Below are 14,475 nucleotides of genomic sequence, written 5' to 3'. Positions count from 1 at the left end.
CTCACCTCCGTCACCGTCGCCGCTTGAGCCAGCACCTCCTTGGCCGCTTCGGCCGTGGCCAGCCAGCGCTGCGATTCCTTGTCGGCCAATAACCGTTGACTATGTGGCGTTTCCACCCGGCCATCGCGCGTCCAGATCTGGCCCGATACCAGTCCGAGCACCTCGCCCGTTCCCGCATCCAACGCCAACATTGCATGCAGCAGCGCGCCTCGGACGTTGCCGCCCTTGCCGATCTCGCCCAGGCCCCGCCGGTGCTGCGCCGTGGTCGTAAAGTTGATCTCACTGGTGTCTTGGACCGCCAGCACGTGACGGCCAGCGCAGGCCTGCGAACTCGTCAGCCCCCAGCCTTCGATCAGGCTCTGCGTCGTCACCCGCTTGTTCGCCAGGAACCGGCCAAAGCCAATGATCCGTCCCCGCGATCCTCCCGCAAGCCGTCGAACGCAAACGCTCTGACGATCCACCATGAGCCCCAGCAGCTGGGCCCCCTTTTTTGCAAGCGCTCGTCGCCGAACGCTCCTAATCCGATCTCATGGGCTGACATCGCGACACATCTCCATCAACGCATCGCAGACGGAATCACAGCCCAACACAAGATCGCCAATCAAAAGCGAGTCATTCACTTCAAAAGATGTGTGCATCCCCTAGCCCAAGTGGGGGAGATGCCCGGCAGGGCAGAGGGGGGCGCGAAGGAACGCAATCGCGATCGTCATCCTAGGGCGAAGCAAGGAGCGTAGCGACGAGCGCAGACCCTAGGATCCATGCCGTGACGCTAAGGTGTTGCAACGGTTCAGAATTCTGCTCCGCTGCATCCCCCGACGAAGGTCACGGCATGGATCCTCGGGTCAAGCCCGAGGATGACGAAGCGCGCCGTATAAACCAGTCCAAGCATTGAAGCGCCGGCGGGACAGCGCCTCCCTCTGTCCTGCCGGACATCTCGCCCACGAGTGGGGAGATTGGCTGTCGCGCGCGCCGCGCCCTAACGACCAACCTTACTCCCTCCACCACGACCCCGCCGAACCCGCACCACCCGCAACGCCCAACCCGGCCGCCACCCCTCTGGCGGCCCGTCGCCGCGCGCCTCCACCCGGCCAGGAAAATCCAAATGGTCCACATCATCCCCCTGTTCGTCGGCGAACGCCGGCTCGATACCGGCAATGCTGTGCAATATCCGGACTCCTCGCCGGTCGGCGAGGCGATGCAGCAACTCGGCGACCGGTGGCAGGCTGCGGCCGAGCGCTACGAGCAGCGCAAGGCGCAGCAGCAGGCCTTCGACACCGAGATCGCCGCGCGGCGGTTAAACGGCGAGCTCGCCAAGGCCGAGGCCGATGCCGTGGCCAACGCGCCCGCCGACGGCGCCGGCCTGCATGACGCCATGTATGGCCAGGTCGATCCGTACACCGGCCAGGTGGTGAAGACCGGCCTGTTCGACACGCTGTTCGGCAATTTCCTGAAGCAGCTGCCGCCCGAGCTGCGCGCCGGTCTCGCTGGCCGCAAGGAAGCGTTTCGCGCCGTTGGCGGGCGGCGCATGGCGGGGCAGCAAAATCAGCGGCGCAAGCAATATGAGCAGGATCAGGTGGCGGAGGTCCACACCGCCGAGCTCAGAAACATCTCGCAGAGCGACCCGAACGACACCGTCGCATTCGACGCCTCCCGACAGGCCGGCCTCGATCTCATCGCCAAGATGGACCTCGACCCGCGAGCCAAGGCGCTGGCCGAAGCCGACTGGCGCGCCAGCACGGCGAAGGCGCGCATGCAAGCGCTGATCGCACAAGACCCGCGCCGCGCCGCCGAGATGCTGAGCGCCGGCCCGGTGGCGAGCGACGGCATGGGCGAGACGGTGCGTGCGCAGCTTGGCGCCGACGCCCGGGATGAGCAGGCCGCCGCGAAGGGCGACTGGCGCCGCAACAAGACACCGGACGAAGTGATCGCTCAGGCGTTCGGCGACCTTCCTGAAGAGGAACAGCGGGCGATCCGCCGACAGGCTGATGCCGCCAATCTTGCGCTGAAAGTCAAGATTGGCGCTGCGATCAGCCGCGCCGAAGCAGAGGCGCCAGACCACATCGCACTGACCGGCGCTTACTCTGGCAACATACCGGGCGAAGAAGCCTACAAGATTGTCTACGGCCCAGACGAGGGGCCGAAGCGTCGGCAGGATCTCGAATGGCAGGTCAATGTCGCGAAGAAAATCTTCGACATGGGGACCATGTCGAACCAGGCCATCAAGGCAGCCATTGTCAATGCCGAGACCGGGTCGAATTCTTCGCCAGACAGAAAGAGCGATGAGGCAACCGCCGTCGCGGGAAAGCTGGTCCTGGAGAGGAGGCGGGTCGATTCAGGTGACTATATCAGCGATACGTCTCAAGAGATCTCCGCAGGTTGGAAAGCCGTATTTGGCAATGGGCCCTCTGATCCAGAAGCCTATGACCAGGACACATACGACAGAACAATAGAATTGTCTGTCGCAACGCAAAAAGCATTGGGCGTCGATGATGAAAATCTCCAACCCGTGCCGCTCTCCATTCTTCTCAAACTTGCCGGGGATCGCGACAGCGGAAGTATGGACTTAATGGACAACTACGCAAGGGTGAGCGAGTTGTTCCGGCACACGAAGGGCGCCGTCGCGCAGGCGGCTCTGGTCCGGGAACTGGACCAGGCCGGTCTGGGCGGGATTCTGCCGGGCGGCAAGCCAGGCCTTTCTCCGAGCGAGGTGTTTCGAGCGGACGCCAAGGCCATTGGCAAGGAGACTGCGAATGCCGGGATACTCGCCGGCAAATTGATCAAAGGGGGTGGCTACGTTGTTTCCCTTGGATCGACCGAGCGCCCCGATTTCGGCCATGGCTACTACGAACCGGCGAACAGTACCGAGAAGGTAATGATGCGTCAGCACGGTGACGCATTGAGCTGGGGATTGGGTGAGGGCGTTGCCAAAGGAATAGGACGAGGAATTGATTGGTTCGCTTCCGCACCGAGGCAAGCTGAGCGATCCGCAGGTGTTTCGGCTGCGGCGAAGGTGCGAAATTCGGAAGGTGCCGCCGGAGAGATTCGGGCGTTAGATGGCACCGAAAGCCCTGCGGACGGCATACCGGCGAAGCGGCAGTCCGACGAAACATCTGACGCACTCGATTCCATCTCTGGTCAGGCTGCCGAAAGTGGGGCAGTGGTTGGGCAGAACTCCACTAGTCAGGATATCCACGTGTACCACATGCGGAAGTGGGATGCATCGCAACGAGAGAAGGCAGCTCTTAAGGCCCAGCGATTGACTGATCGGGACACCTCAGTAAATCATCACGCGGTTCGGGATTCAAATCCCGCTCGCCGCAGATATACCGAGGCAGGCAACGAGGTTGCACCTGACGAGGACGTCGATCATATCCAAGATTTACAACTAAATGGATCAGAAGATTTGTCCAATCTAGACGCCCTGGACCGGAGCGTAAACAGGAGCTTTGGCATTCAGATTAAGCACAAAATTAAGAATCTCCCTCATGGAACGAAGATCAACAAGGTGACGATTGGAGATCGGTAGTGTTTGATGATTTTATAAAAAATTTTCCGATAGACGCCAGCTCCGTGATCCAGCGCCCAAATTCTCCGTTGGATCCAAAAACCAGCGGGATCAATGAACTGCTGTCAAGGTTTGGAGGAGCTTCATTCAAAAACGGTCTGTATCGAATTATTCGTACATCAGAGGTAGCTGATTGGAACGCCCGTGTTTGTGTAGGTTTTCCACAATTTGTAGGTCGAATCACCTGCTTTGGTTATGATTGGCAGGGGACCGCTTTTGCGACTGACAGTTGGCGCCTGGAGCACGGGGAACCTGGTGTCGTGATGTTCGATCCTGGGACAGGAAAGGCGCTTCAGGTACCTGCCAACATAAGAACCTTTCACGAGGTTGAAATGGTTGAGGATGCAGATGCCGCATTGGCCGCAAATATGTATGCAGATTGGCGCGACGCGGGAGGCGCCGCGCCTGCTTATGATCAATGCGTGGGCTATAAGAAGCCGCTTTTTCTGAATGGAAAAGACGAAATTGAAAATCTCGAGCTATCAGATCTTGAAATTTATTGGCACCTGATGGGTCAACTCATGGTTCAGGTAAGAGCGCTGCCTCAAGGAACCCACATCCGAATTAAGCTTGACTAGGACTGTAGCGCACGTATCGGCCGGGTTCAGGGCGGCATTAGTCACCAACAAGATGGATGCATGGCTCCGCTGGATTCAAGCGTGAACCGTAGCTTGGGTCCCCAGATATATCATCAGATAAAGCATCTGCCTCACGGGACGAGAATTGGCAAGATAACGATCGGAGACCGGTGATGTTTCCAAAGTTTCGGCAAAGCTTTTCTCCGGACGCAGGTCGCAAGCCTGACTCTGTGAGCATCGACACTGGCGTGCCAAGCCTGAATGAGCTCCTTTCCAGTTTCAGTGGTGTGTCGTTCAACCACGGCGTTTACCGCATCGTCCGTGCCCAGGATTTGGCGGCGTGGAGCAGCAGAATAATCGTGGGCTTCCCTGCATTCGCCGGGCGCATTACCTGTTTTGGATACGATTGGTTGGGCAGGACATTCGCCATTGACACCAAACGAACCGAGGATGGGGAGCCTGGTGTCGTGATGTTCGAGCCAGGGACCGGCGAGGCGCTTCAGATACCAGCCAACATTCGGACTTTTCATGAAGTCGAGTTGGATGAGTACCAGGATGCCGCGTTGGCCTCCAATTTTTACGCGACATGGCGCAGGAACGGTGGCGCCGAACCTGCCTACGACCAATGCATCGGCTACAAGGTGCCGCTCTTCCTGGGCGGCAAGGACGATAGTGCAAATCTGGAACTGACAGATCTGGAAGTTTATTGGCACATTACCGCTCAGCTCATCGCGAAAGCGAGGGGTTTGCCTCCAGGGACGCGGATAAACGTCAAAAGCGGGTGACCTCCACGAGCTTTTGCCGGGGTGAGCTTGCGTACAATCATAAGTACATGTATATGAAGAGATACAATTATAGATTGTGCGCAGAAAATGAGAGGGCGAAGAACGGCAGCCATTTTTCACCTTGATGGTATCGGGTGGACCGCAGTTCGGAAGCTTCGGACGTATTCATAGAAAACAAGGGGGACTATATGGGTGCGGGTTCTGCCGCGATGCTGCTCGGGGCACTGGTTCCGACATTTTTGCTGAGCCGCTTGTTGCTGTGGATTATGAAGCGCTGGAACGGTGGTGTGCCGCGCCTGTTGCTGGTGCATATCATTTGCGGGGCGCTCGCCGTTGTCGCATCCGCTTACGGCTACTCGCATAACGGGGCGCCGGATTGGTCTCACAGCCCGGTATACGTCGTTGCTCAGTTGATCTGGCTGGTCGTGGATTTTGTTCGCGGCCGCCGCCAAAGCCAGACGGCGAGCTGACGGTGCTCAGACCATGAAGCATCTCAAACGCTTGAAATGAGCCTTTAGACAATGGACAGTCTTGCAGAGCCTAACTTCGACACCGTCACGCGCCTGCCACCTGCCGATGTCGGCACCGGAGACGATGATCTCGACTCTGCCCGGGCCGAGGCACGCGAATATCTCGAATTCTACAACTGGGTCCTATCCATCAAAGGCGAGTATTTTGGATATGGAGCCGAAGGAATAATCTACATCTTCCTGTTCGAAATAGAGCCCGGGCGTCCGGAGGTGAACCGATGGATCTGGGTGATCGTCGGCGACGTGCCGCCGGCATATCTTCCTGCTGATGACGCCACCACGCCCTTCGAGGTCCTAGACAGCTATATCGGTGCCCTTGAAGAATGGGTCGAGGCAGCGCGCGAGGGGAAATCCGTAGCGGAATTGATACCGGTCAACGTCGATGCAACTCCCGCCAATGCGGAAATGCTGGCCGGCCGCCTCAAATTTCTCGACGAGAGGATTTTGCCGGAGCTCAAAGGTGATTGAGCGATGTCGGCCGTCTTGGCTGGGGTTAGTTTCGATTTGGTGAGGATAGCAGTGAGATATATCTTAACCGAGGGACAGTTTGATCCGCCAGCTGAACCTGCAGTCGTCGATGGGCTGTCGGCACGCTTGGGAGTCGAGCTACCCAAGGACTACACCGACTTCCTCAGAGAGCATAATGGGGGCGAGGGTTTTGTCCACGACAACTACGTTGTTTTCTTTAAGGCCGAAGAATTGGCGGACTTCAATCGAGAGTATGAAGTCGAAAAATATGCGCCAGGTATCCTCTTGTTTGGATCGAACGGAGGAGGTGAAGGATATGGCTTTGATACTCAGGATCCAAATATGTCAATCGTACGCGTTCCGTTCGTAGGCATGAACAGGAAGTTAGCTTTGAAAACGGCGCGTAACATAGCTGATTTATTTTCTCGATTGGTGGAATGTAAATGAGCGACAAAAACGGAAATTCGCGCCGCAAGGGCATGGAGCTGTTTGAGATTACACCCGTCATCGTTGGTGGTGATCCAATGAGCCTGGAGAATAAAATCTGGGTGACCAGGCAAGAACATTTTGAACTGGTGCGCTTTTGGAATCGAACTATCGGGGATTTGCGTAAAGCGGCGCGAGCGGAGGAGTAGGCGGCTTTGAGGCTTCCGATGTCCTCACCAAGCTGATTTATTAGCCGCAGGCATCGACAAGATTTACAGGGCACCATGCCGGTGCACTCATCTCGATGCGCCCCATAGATGGGCTACGGATTGAGCGCTCAACAGCGCCAGCATCTCAGAGCCTCGCGCTGCCCCTCATCCGCCCCTTCGGGGCACCTTCTCCCCGTGAAACGGGGAGAAGGCAAAGCCGGACAGTATCAATAATTGCCGTTGTAATAGCGGTCGTCGCAGGGCGCGGTGTAGATGCGGCCGTAGCGGTCCTGGTAGCGGCAGAGCTGGTCGCCGCGGCGCTGTGGCGTGGTGGCGGAGCCGACGACGGCGCCGAGCAGCGCGCCGCTCGCGGCGCCGATCACCGTGCTCTTGGTGTTGCCGCCGATCGCCTGGCCGACCAGCGCGCCGCCGGCGCCGCCGAGCAATGCGCCGGTGGTAGCCCGCTGCTGGCCTTCGGTCTGCGTCTCGCAGCCGGCAAGGGCCGCGGTCATGAGCACGGCCAGAATGGCCTTCTTGATGATCATCACTAGAACTCCTCTGAAGCCCCAGGGACTGACGACGGGGGCGAACGAAGCTGAACTGCGGTCGCATTGCGGCGGAACGGCGGCGGAGCCCGCTCACGAAGTGATTCACGGTTTCGCGGCGGTTGAACGCCATGGTTTCCAAACCGGAAAGATCACGCGAACAATGGTTTAGCCCCGCTGGCGGAATCAGCCGGCGAAGATGCCTAGGGCCGCGTCGATAACCTGCATGCAGCAGGCCGATCAGCGCGAGGACTTCCGCCGCCGCCGCGGGCGGTCGTTGTCCGGAAGTCCAATCGGCCTTCCTCGCAACGCGAACCACGCCTTACCCCAGAAAATTCCCCCCAAGAATGGAGAAATGACATGACCCGAGGACTTCCCCGGACCCTTGCCCGCGCTGCCGCCCGCGAGGCCGGCCTTGCGCCGCCCAAGTTCGGCCTCAAGGCCGTGACCAGCGGGCAGGGTGGTTCCTACCGCACCGTCTTCACCTTCGCCGGCATGCAGGTGCCGGTGACCGATGCGCTCGCCTATGCGAGCCAGAAGATTTTCGATTTCACCGACGGCAAGGTGCGCATCAAGGGCGGCACGGCCAGGCTGCAATTCGCGGTGCTGACCACGCGCGCCTCAACCATCAACGACAACGCCGCGCTCACCTGGTCGCTGGGCTCGGCTCCGGCGTCGAGCGCTACGCTCGCCGGCACCATGGTCAATGTGCTGGCCTCCACCGCCCGCACGCTGGACGGCGCCGGAGCTGCGCTCTCTTCCGCTTCCGCCGCCGACATCGCCGCCGCCTCGACGCTCGATGGGACAGTGACGCCGGTCGATCTCTATCTCAACCTCGCCTTCGCCACCGGCACGGATATCGACGCCGACGGCACGCTTGCCGTGACCGGCACGATCACGCTGCTGTGGGAGAACTGGGGCGATAACGCGTAGGCGCCAATCTCCCCCCTTGAGGGGGGAGATGTCGCCGAAGGCGACAGAGGGGGTCGCCGCGCGTGGAGCACCAGCGCCCTTTGCAACGCCTCACGAGGTCGGAGCTCCACGCGCAGCGACCCCTTCTGGCCTGCCGGCCATCTCCCCCTCGAGGGGGAGATCACGCGCTCCGCCGGCAGCGCCACGTCTTTGAACTCTCAAACAAAGGAACACATCACATGACAGATCTGGCAGAGGCCGGGTCCGTGGCCGCTCGGCCGGCGGGCAACCTGGCGACGCCTCCGGCTTCCGGGGACAACGGGTCCGCCCCGGCGGCCGGCAGAAGTTGGTTTGACGGTCTTTCCGAAGGCAACCGCAAGCTCGCTGAAGCCAAGGGCTGGACCAAGGCCGAAAGCCTCGACCGGGTTTTCACATCCTATGCGGAACTGGAGCGCCCGCGTCGCCTCGGTGCGGCGGCAGGCGCTGCTGATGTCGGCCGCTCCGTCGGCGGCGGGCGGATCAGCGCCGGGACCTGCATCGAGCAATGACGCCACGCCAGCGGCAACGCCCGTCAGCGCCGGATCGCCTGTCGTGAATGACGCACACACCGCGCCTCGCAAAACCACATCGCCCGCCAAGGCCGCCGGCACTCTCGCCTTGATCGCGTTGGCGATCGGCTCGCTTGCCGCCTGGGCCACGCATCTTCCCTGCAATCTCTTCGGAGTGTTCTGCCAATGATTGCCATCATCATCCGCATCGTCCTGCGCTATTGCGCGGGCGTGCTTGTCGCGCGGGGCCTTCTCGGCGCCGACGACGCCTCGGCATTCTCCGCCGATCCCGATATCCAGATGGCGTTGGAGACCGGCGTCGGTCTTGCCATCGCCGCCACGGCCGAGTGGTGGCATCTGCTCGCGCGCCGCTTCGGCTGGGAGCACTGACCATGGAAAACCTGCAAGGTCTGCTCGCCGCGTGCATTGAAGCCGCCAGGCCGTACGCAATCGTGGGCGCCACTTGTTTCATCGCCGGCCTTCTCATCGGCGTGTTGCTATGAGCGCGCTGCTGGCGTGGCTTCTCACCAATCCGACAATCCTGGCGATCGGTGCCGGCATTGTCGGCGCGCTCGGTTGGGGCTTCCACCAGCGCCTTGCCGGCGCGCGGGACGAGCGTGGCAGGCAGGCTGAGGCTGAGGTCGCGGCCCGGGATGTCGCCGACCAGGTCGACAACGACATCGGCGCTTTGCCGGCTGGCGCGGTCAGGAAGGAGCTGAAGTCATGGGCAAGGGATTGATTGTCGCCGCCATGGCAGCCGGGCTTGCCGGCTGCGTGACGGCCAGAGGCGGCTTCTGCGCCATCGCCTCGCCCGTGCGCCTTTCCGCCAAGGGCGTGGATATACTCTCGGACCTGGAGGCGAGGGCGCTGCTTGCCCACAACCGCAAGGGCGAAAAACTCTGCGGCTGGAGGCCGTGATGCATGACATCTTCGATCTTCTGGGCATCAAGGGCCAGGTCGTGGCGGCGGGGCTCGCCGGCGGCGTGCTACGGGCGCTGTCGCGCCATCGCTACAAGCTGCGCGAGATGATCGCCTCGCCCATCTGCGGCGCTTTGGCCGCCGCCTATCTGACATTGCCTGCCGTCGCCTGGGTTCGCGCAAGCGGCCTGCCGATCCCCGCCGCCGATGACACCACCACGCTCGCCGCAGCCTTCCTCATCGGAGTCTCGGCAATGTGGATATCGGACATCGTGTTCGAGGTGGTGGTGCGAAGATTCAAACACACGCCGGATTCCTAAGCGCGGCGGAGGCGAAGCCGCGCAGGCGTTAACCGATCGATTGTCGATGCCGGATATACGACAACACTCGATCCCTGCGTCGGCATTCGCCCGTTCGAGCCGCTGGAAGAATCCAGGCGCAATGCCTATCTATGGAGCAATCCAAAGGAGGTATGACATGGCTTCTTCCACCGAGCGTGCGGTCCTTGCCGGCGGCTGCTTCTGGGGCATGCAGGATCTGATCCGGCGCTTGCCCGGCGTGATCTCGACGCGAGTGGGCTACAGCGGCGGCGATGTCGCCAACGCCACCTACCGCAACCACGGCACCCACGCCGAGGCAATCGAGATCATCTTCGACCCGGCCAGGACCAATTTCCGAACGCTTCTAGAATTCTTCTTCCAAATCCACGATCCGACGACGAAGAACCGCCAGGGCAACGATATCGGCGCGAGCTATCGCTCGGCGATTTTCTACACCAGCGATGAACAGAAGCGGATCGCCGAGGACACGATAGCCGACGTCGACGCGTCCGGCCTATGGCCCGGCAAGGTCGTCACCGAGCTCGCCCCGGTCGGGCCCTTCTGGGAAGCCGAGCCAGAGCATCAGGACTATCTCGAGCGCTATCCCAACGGCTACACCTGCCATTTCGCGCGGCCGGGCTGGAAGCTTCCGGTCCGCCAACGGGCGGCCGCGTCATAATCTGGCCGTTTGAAATAGCCTTTACGCGTTTTGATCCGCCCGCCGTGCCGGAAGGCATGGCGGGCTTTTTTGCGTTCTGGCTTGCCGCCCGGAATGGACAGGCTCAGCCCTTGGCGCGGCGGCCTTCGTGTTCGTGGCTGCCGATCCAGTGGGCGCGGATGCGGTCGCTGGCTTCGAGATAAGCCATGTCGATCAGGTAGGTCAGAAGCTTTTCGCCGTCGGCCTCGGCCTTTTGGCGAAGTTCTCGCAAAATCCCTTGCGCAAACTGCAGGTTTTCCATTTTGCTAGGCTGGTCCATGGGTGCCCCCCAAATGTATGCGCGGTAAGTTTGGCTCACTATGCTTGTATGAAGATTGTGGCCCCGCTCGCGGCGAAGCTGTGCTCGGTTGCACCGATGCCCGGTCAACGAACCCGTTGGACATTGAGCGGAAATGTCGATATTTTACGCGCCCAATCGGATAGCGACCATGCACGAAGACGAGGGCAGCACTCCTGACAAGTTGCAAGCCATGCTTGACGTGATTGCCAGGAGCGGGCTCTCGACCGAGGGCGGGCAGGCCGATTTCGGCCGGTTGAGGGCCGATGCCGCCAAGGCCGCCAGCGTGCTGATCGAATTTTACGGCGATGCGGCCCTGGAGCGGGCCAAACTCATCGAGCGCCGATCGCCCCAATCGTATTTCGCGCGCATGGTTACGGCTGAAGTCGGCAGGCGCCGCACGGGCGGTTAGCCCTGAAACAATCTGCGAAAGCGGCCTCAGGACGATCTTCGCCTCCCCAGTCTCCCGTCAAGCCGCTGCTCGACCTCTTCCTCGATATTATCCAGAAGATAGGACATCAGGTCATGTCCAATCGATCGCGCTATGTCCTTGGCCTGCCCGACATGGTTGTAGATTTCGCGCAGCGCCTGCTCCTCGCACGCGGCATCGTTCGTCAGATCAATGAACCAGCCTGGATAAAGGGCCGCCTCGCCCACCCCGTCGACATAACATTGGCCCACGGCCAGGATCTTGCGCAACCCCATCTTTTCGGAGCGGACCCTGTAGACCTCCCTGAAGCCGGACCTGCGTTCCACGGCCTTGCGGATGGCCATCCGAACCCTTGTGCGGTCGTCTTGATCGATGCTTTCCATGCATCGCTCCAGCGGCGCGCCGTGCGAGAATTCGTCAAGTGTCAAACCGAAATAGTCTGAAAGATTAGCGTCGCCATAGATACGGTCGCGCTTGATGTCCCAGGTCCAGAACCCGTCGATCGGTGGATACCGCATATGCATGTTGCGGCCGTGTTCAGGCGCCAACGTCATGAAAACCGCCCCGTTCGGTTTCAAGATTCGGCAGCACTATGTAGCAAAAACGGGAAGAAACAAAGATGGCCTTTTGTACAGGGCCTAAAGTCATTGCGCCTGCCGATCCTGGCAATTTAAATGCCATGGCCGCTATAATCGGGAACAGAAGTGGTTAAAAAAATTTCTTGAGCCGAAAGAATTTTCACATCGATACTGCAACTTCAGCTTGTACTTTACGAGATAAGCACCGCAGATGGCGATGGAAACAATATCAAGGGTTGTATTACCGCGGAAAGCATGGTTAAAAACTCCTATATTGGTAAAGTGAGTAGAACTCTGTTGCGTGCTGTCGCCTGAAACCGCGCCGGCCACGACTCATGTTTCGCCACGCTTCAAAAATGCTAGCGGCAGCTGATTGGCCGTCAAACCGACCGCTGGTTGAAAAAAGCAAAACTTCGAGGAAAGTCCGCGCATATCAATCGACGGCCAAGCGCTTTCCCGGGCTGCTCGTGGTCGGCCGCTAGACTGAAGGTCATTGTCGTTCCGACCAAAGTCCACCAAGAGCCAGACCTAGGCTGACCTTTGTTGTGGCTCCGCGCCGCGTTCACCGCCTGCAGCCGAATCATCGGCGGCCCGGTCATGCTCGAACTGGCGCGCTCCGGGCAGAGGTTGTAACCAGGGCTCGCGGCGTCCGATCCAGAGTTCGTAGCTCGGCACCAACCCTTCGGTTGGCGCAATGTCCAGACTGCCAATCGTGACCTCGGCCTCGCCATTGCCGGCGAAGGGAACGCGGCTTCCGCAGCTGGGGCAAAAGCTTCGAGTGCCATAGCTGCTGGTGATGCCGGTGGTTTCGAACGCTCGCAACGGCCATACGGCGTAGGCATGGAAGGCAGATCCGCTCGTCTTGCGGCAGTCCTTGCAATGACAGAGGCCGACCCGGAGCGGCTCGCCAGTGACGCGGAACTGCACGCCGCCACACAGGCAACTGCCGCTGCGCACGATTTCAGGCATTGCCGTTCCTCCTGCGGTTATGAAAGGAGCCAAGTTTCTCTCACGCCCGGCAAGTCCCGCTGCTGGCTGCTAAAACCCGCATGAGCTTGTAATGGTTCCGCGCCGGTGCAAGGAGCAAGGGTCAGTACGGAAGGTTGATCGGCTCCTGGCACCGATAGACGCGGCACTCGCCATCCTTGGTCGGAACCGTCGTCGAGATTGGCACTTCCGGCCAGTCGCACTCGTTGCCGAACTGGCGAACGAACCGGTCATAGGTGTTCCGACCCGTCGTCAAGACCGCGGCATGATCGCTTCTGATCAGGGCCTGCGTCTGCGCGCAAGTCATCGCGCGCGTGTCTGGCCGGGCATAAGCTGCGCTCACGCTGCATAACACTGTGCCGGCCCACAATATTTTACCTGCGGTAGATGCGATCGACGGGATTCTCATGGCACACCGGCTTTTTGAAGTTTCCGGTTGCCGAATATGGATCGCGGTTAGAACACCGCAAGATATTTGAGCAGCGAAATGATTCCAATGATGATGACGATGATCTGCGCGATCTGGCGCGCGCGGGCGTCGAGCGGCAGACGTTGCACGAGATAGAGCACCAGGATCACCACCAGGAAGGTGATCAGTATGCCGATAAGAACCGATACGCCCATGTGGCTGTTTCCTTCCCAATGTTGCCCGGATAGGGCTGCCTCAAACGTTGCGGACGCGAGAATGGTTCCACGAAGGTGAAGTGGAACAGGAGACTTGGCGAACACGTTGTGCAGCAACTTCGAATATTAAGGATAGGAACATGAAGGACATGTTCAGCACCGCTGCTGTTATCGCCTCGATCGCTATCGCCATAGCGCTTATGTTTTTGGTCCCCATCAAACTTGAGGCCAACCCTGGACAGCCGATGGTATCGTCTTACTCGGCCAGTCCCGAGTAGCATCGGCCCGGAGATGAGCGGAACATGCGCGCCGCTTGCGAGTTGACCTGGTCATAACGGCGCCGGGTTCGCGCTTAAGAAAGAGGAAAAGGCCATGGGTCTCGGCACAATTCTTATCATCATTCTTATCCTTGCTCTGCTTGGCGGCTTTAGCGGCTTAGGCGGGGGGCCATTCTACGGTACTGGCTACTATGGCGGCGGTGGTTTGGGGCTGGTTCTTATAATTGTCATCATTCTGGTTGTGCTCGGACGGATTTGATAGCCGGCCCGGCAATTAGCCGGCGCATCCTTTAGCTTGGTTGCCAGCTACTCCAGCGCGGAAAGCTTGAGCGACGAAATGTACATCGTAGCCGAGTACGGCGCTTTGAGCGTCCCGCGCCGTAGCTGGCTCCTAGAAGCGGTGGTTAGGGCGCTTGCAGCCGACCGGCGACTCGCCGGGCCTCGCTAGCTCTCGCGCCCGCTGCATTCGAGGCAGACGATGCTGTGTCCCGGACAATTCAGCCGATGCGTACCTTCCGGGCAGCAATGGCCGTTCGAGCTCAGCCAGCGCGCGCAAACGAAAACCTTCTTGGCCCCGTGACAGCGGGAGCATTCCTGCGGACGCATCAATTCCTCCCCCGATGGGACGCGATGTTCCACTTCAACGACCGTGTTCATCCGTTTAGTCCCCAACGCCTGGATTATCGGTCAGATATGTTAATTCATCATTCTTTACATTAGGGTTTATGAATATGGAACCACGAAAACGTCATCGCACTTTCACGTGTTTGCACGCTTTC

At 59.9% G+C, this 14,475-nt stretch carries 22 protein-coding genes and 1 pseudogene; 17 read left to right on the top strand and 6 right to left on the bottom strand.

All coding sequences use genetic code 11. The features are described 5' to 3' along the window. Positions 1-371 (bottom strand): annotated as a pseudogene (locus tag LCM4577_RS19125) (transposase); the annotation flags it as partial. Positions 372-1,102: 731 nt separating this feature from the next. Between LCM4577_RS19125 and LCM4577_RS19120 the strand changes: the two are divergent. From LCM4577_RS19120 to LCM4577_RS19090, 7 genes are all read left to right on the top strand, one after another. Beyond that, positions 1,103-3,526 carry a hypothetical protein gene (locus tag LCM4577_RS19120; RefSeq protein ID WP_071072847.1) on the top strand — a complete coding sequence of 808 codons (2,424 nt, stop codon included), beginning with the start codon at positions 1,103-1,105 and terminating at the stop codon, positions 3,524-3,526. Next, positions 3,526-4,143, top strand: coding sequence for a T6SS immunity protein Tdi1 domain-containing protein (locus LCM4577_RS19115; RefSeq protein ID WP_040980794.1), 618 nt, complete (start codon positions 3,526-3,528; stop codon positions 4,141-4,143). Before LCM4577_RS19120 ends, LCM4577_RS19115 begins: the two co-directional genes overlap by 1 nt. A gap of 173 nt (positions 4,144-4,316) precedes the next feature. Continuing rightward, positions 4,317-4,928 (top strand): T6SS immunity protein Tdi1 domain-containing protein, encoded by a 612-nt coding sequence (locus LCM4577_RS19110; RefSeq protein WP_071072846.1) that lies wholly within the window; start codon positions 4,317-4,319, stop codon positions 4,926-4,928. A gap of 134 nt (positions 4,929-5,062) precedes the next feature. After that, complete coding sequence (locus tag LCM4577_RS19105; RefSeq protein ID WP_071035010.1) at positions 5,063-5,398, top strand: hypothetical protein; 336 nt, start codon at positions 5,063-5,065, stop codon at positions 5,396-5,398. A gap of 51 nt (positions 5,399-5,449) precedes the next feature. Beyond that, complete coding sequence (locus LCM4577_RS19100; RefSeq protein WP_071072845.1) at positions 5,450-5,926, top strand: hypothetical protein; 477 nt, start codon at positions 5,450-5,452, stop codon at positions 5,924-5,926. A 3-nt stretch (positions 5,927-5,929) separates the two neighbouring features. Next, on the top strand, positions 5,930-6,373 hold the full coding sequence (locus LCM4577_RS19095; RefSeq protein WP_244508374.1) for an SMI1/KNR4 family protein: 444 nt from the start codon (positions 5,930-5,932) through the stop codon (positions 6,371-6,373). Continuing rightward, on the top strand, positions 6,370-6,561 hold the full coding sequence (locus tag LCM4577_RS19090) for a hypothetical protein (RefSeq protein ID WP_040980802.1): 192 nt from the start codon (positions 6,370-6,372) through the stop codon (positions 6,559-6,561). Before LCM4577_RS19095 ends, LCM4577_RS19090 begins: the two co-directional genes overlap by 4 nt. A 227-nt stretch (positions 6,562-6,788) precedes the next feature. Here LCM4577_RS19090 and LCM4577_RS19085 read toward each other — a convergent pair whose 3' ends face one another. Then, positions 6,789-7,106 (bottom strand): YMGG-like glycine zipper-containing protein, encoded by a 318-nt coding sequence (locus LCM4577_RS19085; protein WP_040980804.1) that lies wholly within the window; start codon positions 7,104-7,106, stop codon positions 6,789-6,791. A 360-nt stretch (positions 7,107-7,466) separates the two neighbouring features. Here LCM4577_RS19085 and LCM4577_RS19080 point away from each other — a divergent pair, with 360 nt between their 5' ends. The 7 genes from LCM4577_RS19080 (at position 7,467) to msrA (ending at position 10,483) form a co-directional block, all read left to right on the top strand. Next, positions 7,467-8,039: a hypothetical protein gene (locus LCM4577_RS19080; RefSeq protein WP_040980807.1), complete on the top strand. Its 573-nt coding sequence runs from the start codon at positions 7,467-7,469 to the stop codon at positions 8,037-8,039. Positions 8,040-8,257: 218 nt separating this feature from the next. Then, complete coding sequence (locus LCM4577_RS19075) at positions 8,258-8,566, top strand: hypothetical protein (RefSeq protein ID WP_071072844.1); 309 nt, start codon at positions 8,258-8,260, stop codon at positions 8,564-8,566. A 186-nt stretch (positions 8,567-8,752) separates the two neighbouring features. Then, positions 8,753-8,956, top strand: a complete 204-nt coding sequence (locus tag LCM4577_RS19070; protein ID WP_071035008.1) for a hypothetical protein — start codon at positions 8,753-8,755, stop codon at positions 8,954-8,956. A 109-nt stretch (positions 8,957-9,065) separates the two neighbouring features. Beyond that, positions 9,066-9,305, top strand: a complete 240-nt coding sequence (locus LCM4577_RS19065; RefSeq protein ID WP_071035007.1) for an ABC transporter permease — start codon at positions 9,066-9,068, stop codon at positions 9,303-9,305. After that, positions 9,290-9,484 (top strand): hypothetical protein, encoded by a 195-nt coding sequence (locus tag LCM4577_RS19060; RefSeq protein ID WP_071035006.1) that lies wholly within the window; start codon positions 9,290-9,292, stop codon positions 9,482-9,484. The genes LCM4577_RS19065 and LCM4577_RS19060 overlap by 16 nt, the downstream gene beginning before the upstream one ends. Further along, on the top strand, positions 9,484-9,804 hold the full coding sequence (locus LCM4577_RS19055; protein ID WP_040980836.1) for a hypothetical protein: 321 nt from the start codon (positions 9,484-9,486) through the stop codon (positions 9,802-9,804). The genes LCM4577_RS19060 and LCM4577_RS19055 overlap by 1 nt, the downstream gene beginning before the upstream one ends. Before the next feature lie 157 nt (positions 9,805-9,961). Continuing rightward, positions 9,962-10,483 carry a peptide-methionine (S)-S-oxide reductase MsrA gene (gene msrA, locus LCM4577_RS19050; RefSeq protein ID WP_040980838.1) on the top strand — a complete coding sequence of 174 codons (522 nt, stop codon included), beginning with the start codon at positions 9,962-9,964 and terminating at the stop codon, positions 10,481-10,483. 103 nt (positions 10,484-10,586) lie between these two features. On the opposite strand, the gene LCM4577_RS19045 is transcribed toward msrA, so the two are convergent. Beyond that, on the bottom strand, positions 10,587-10,781 hold the full coding sequence (locus LCM4577_RS19045) for a hypothetical protein (RefSeq protein WP_127235553.1): 195 nt from the start codon (positions 10,779-10,781) through the stop codon (positions 10,587-10,589). Positions 10,782-10,950: 169 nt separating this feature from the next. Between LCM4577_RS19045 and LCM4577_RS19040 the strand changes: the two genes are divergently transcribed. Next, complete coding sequence (locus tag LCM4577_RS19040) at positions 10,951-11,211, top strand: hypothetical protein (RefSeq protein ID WP_071072842.1); 261 nt, start codon at positions 10,951-10,953, stop codon at positions 11,209-11,211. A gap of 26 nt (positions 11,212-11,237) precedes the next feature. Here LCM4577_RS19040 and LCM4577_RS19035 read toward each other — a convergent pair whose 3' ends face one another. From LCM4577_RS19035 to LCM4577_RS19025, 3 genes are all read right to left on the bottom strand, one after another. Then, complete coding sequence (locus LCM4577_RS19035) at positions 11,238-11,807, bottom strand: PAS domain-containing protein (RefSeq protein WP_131803476.1); 570 nt, start codon at positions 11,805-11,807, stop codon at positions 11,238-11,240. A 528-nt stretch (positions 11,808-12,335) separates the two neighbouring features. Then, positions 12,336-12,776, bottom strand: coding sequence for a GFA family protein (locus LCM4577_RS19030; protein ID WP_071072840.1), 441 nt, complete (start codon positions 12,774-12,776; stop codon positions 12,336-12,338). A 474-nt stretch (positions 12,777-13,250) separates the two neighbouring features. Next, on the bottom strand, positions 13,251-13,418 hold the full coding sequence (locus tag LCM4577_RS19025) for a Thivi_2564 family membrane protein (RefSeq protein ID WP_116390104.1): 168 nt from the start codon (positions 13,416-13,418) through the stop codon (positions 13,251-13,253). A 140-nt stretch (positions 13,419-13,558) separates the two neighbouring features. Here LCM4577_RS19025 and LCM4577_RS19020 point away from each other — a divergent pair, with 140 nt between their 5' ends. Next, complete coding sequence (locus LCM4577_RS19020; protein WP_157900474.1) at positions 13,559-13,696, top strand: hypothetical protein; 138 nt, start codon at positions 13,559-13,561, stop codon at positions 13,694-13,696. A 94-nt stretch (positions 13,697-13,790) separates the two neighbouring features. After that, positions 13,791-13,955, top strand: a complete 165-nt coding sequence (locus LCM4577_RS19015) for a DUF3309 family protein (RefSeq protein ID WP_023769518.1) — start codon at positions 13,791-13,793, stop codon at positions 13,953-13,955. The last annotated feature ends 520 nt before the right edge of the window (positions 13,956-14,475 follow it).

This window comes from Mesorhizobium sp. LCM 4577 (genome assembly GCF_001854795.2).
Taxonomy (GTDB): domain Bacteria; phylum Pseudomonadota; class Alphaproteobacteria; order Rhizobiales; family Rhizobiaceae; genus Mesorhizobium; species Mesorhizobium plurifarium.
This window is presented reverse-complemented; position numbering and strand designations above follow the sequence as displayed.

Bases quoted from the DNA above. Each gene is read 5' to 3' on its own strand.
- LCM4577_RS19120 (WP_071072847.1), top strand. From the start codon at position 1,103: ATGGTCCACATCATCCCCCTGTTCGTCGGCGAACGCCGGCTCGATACC.
- LCM4577_RS19110 (WP_071072846.1), top strand. From the start codon at position 4,317: ATGTTTCCAAAGTTTCGGCAAAGCTTTTCTCCGGACGCAGGTCGCAAG.
- LCM4577_RS19100 (WP_071072845.1), top strand. From the start codon at position 5,450: ATGGACAGTCTTGCAGAGCCTAACTTCGACACCGTCACGCGCCTGCCA.
- LCM4577_RS19095 (WP_244508374.1), top strand. From the start codon at position 5,930: ATGTCGGCCGTCTTGGCTGGGGTTAGTTTCGATTTGGTGAGGATAGCA.
- LCM4577_RS19090 (WP_040980802.1), top strand. From the start codon at position 6,370: ATGAGCGACAAAAACGGAAATTCGCGCCGCAAGGGCATGGAGCTGTTT.
- LCM4577_RS19085 (WP_040980804.1), bottom strand. From the start codon at position 7,106: ATGATCATCAAGAAGGCCATTCTGGCCGTGCTCATGACCGCGGCCCTT.
- LCM4577_RS19080 (WP_040980807.1), top strand. From the start codon at position 7,467: ATGACCCGAGGACTTCCCCGGACCCTTGCCCGCGCTGCCGCCCGCGAG.
- LCM4577_RS19075 (WP_071072844.1), top strand. From the start codon at position 8,258: ATGACAGATCTGGCAGAGGCCGGGTCCGTGGCCGCTCGGCCGGCGGGC.
- LCM4577_RS19070 (WP_071035008.1), top strand. From the start codon at position 8,753: ATGATTGCCATCATCATCCGCATCGTCCTGCGCTATTGCGCGGGCGTG.
- LCM4577_RS19065 (WP_071035007.1), top strand. From the start codon at position 9,066: ATGAGCGCGCTGCTGGCGTGGCTTCTCACCAATCCGACAATCCTGGCG.
- LCM4577_RS19060 (WP_071035006.1), top strand. From the start codon at position 9,290: ATGGGCAAGGGATTGATTGTCGCCGCCATGGCAGCCGGGCTTGCCGGC.
- LCM4577_RS19055 (WP_040980836.1), top strand. From the start codon at position 9,484: ATGCATGACATCTTCGATCTTCTGGGCATCAAGGGCCAGGTCGTGGCG.
- msrA (WP_040980838.1), top strand. From the start codon at position 9,962: ATGGCTTCTTCCACCGAGCGTGCGGTCCTTGCCGGCGGCTGCTTCTGG.
- LCM4577_RS19045 (WP_127235553.1), bottom strand. From the start codon at position 10,781: ATGGACCAGCCTAGCAAAATGGAAAACCTGCAGTTTGCGCAAGGGATT.
- LCM4577_RS19040 (WP_071072842.1), top strand. From the start codon at position 10,951: ATGCACGAAGACGAGGGCAGCACTCCTGACAAGTTGCAAGCCATGCTT.
- LCM4577_RS19030 (WP_071072840.1), bottom strand. From the start codon at position 12,776: ATGCCTGAAATCGTGCGCAGCGGCAGTTGCCTGTGTGGCGGCGTGCAG.
- LCM4577_RS19025 (WP_116390104.1), bottom strand. From the start codon at position 13,418: ATGGGCGTATCGGTTCTTATCGGCATACTGATCACCTTCCTGGTGGTG.
- LCM4577_RS19020 (WP_157900474.1), top strand. From the start codon at position 13,559: ATGAAGGACATGTTCAGCACCGCTGCTGTTATCGCCTCGATCGCTATC.
- LCM4577_RS19015 (WP_023769518.1), top strand. From the start codon at position 13,791: ATGGGTCTCGGCACAATTCTTATCATCATTCTTATCCTTGCTCTGCTT.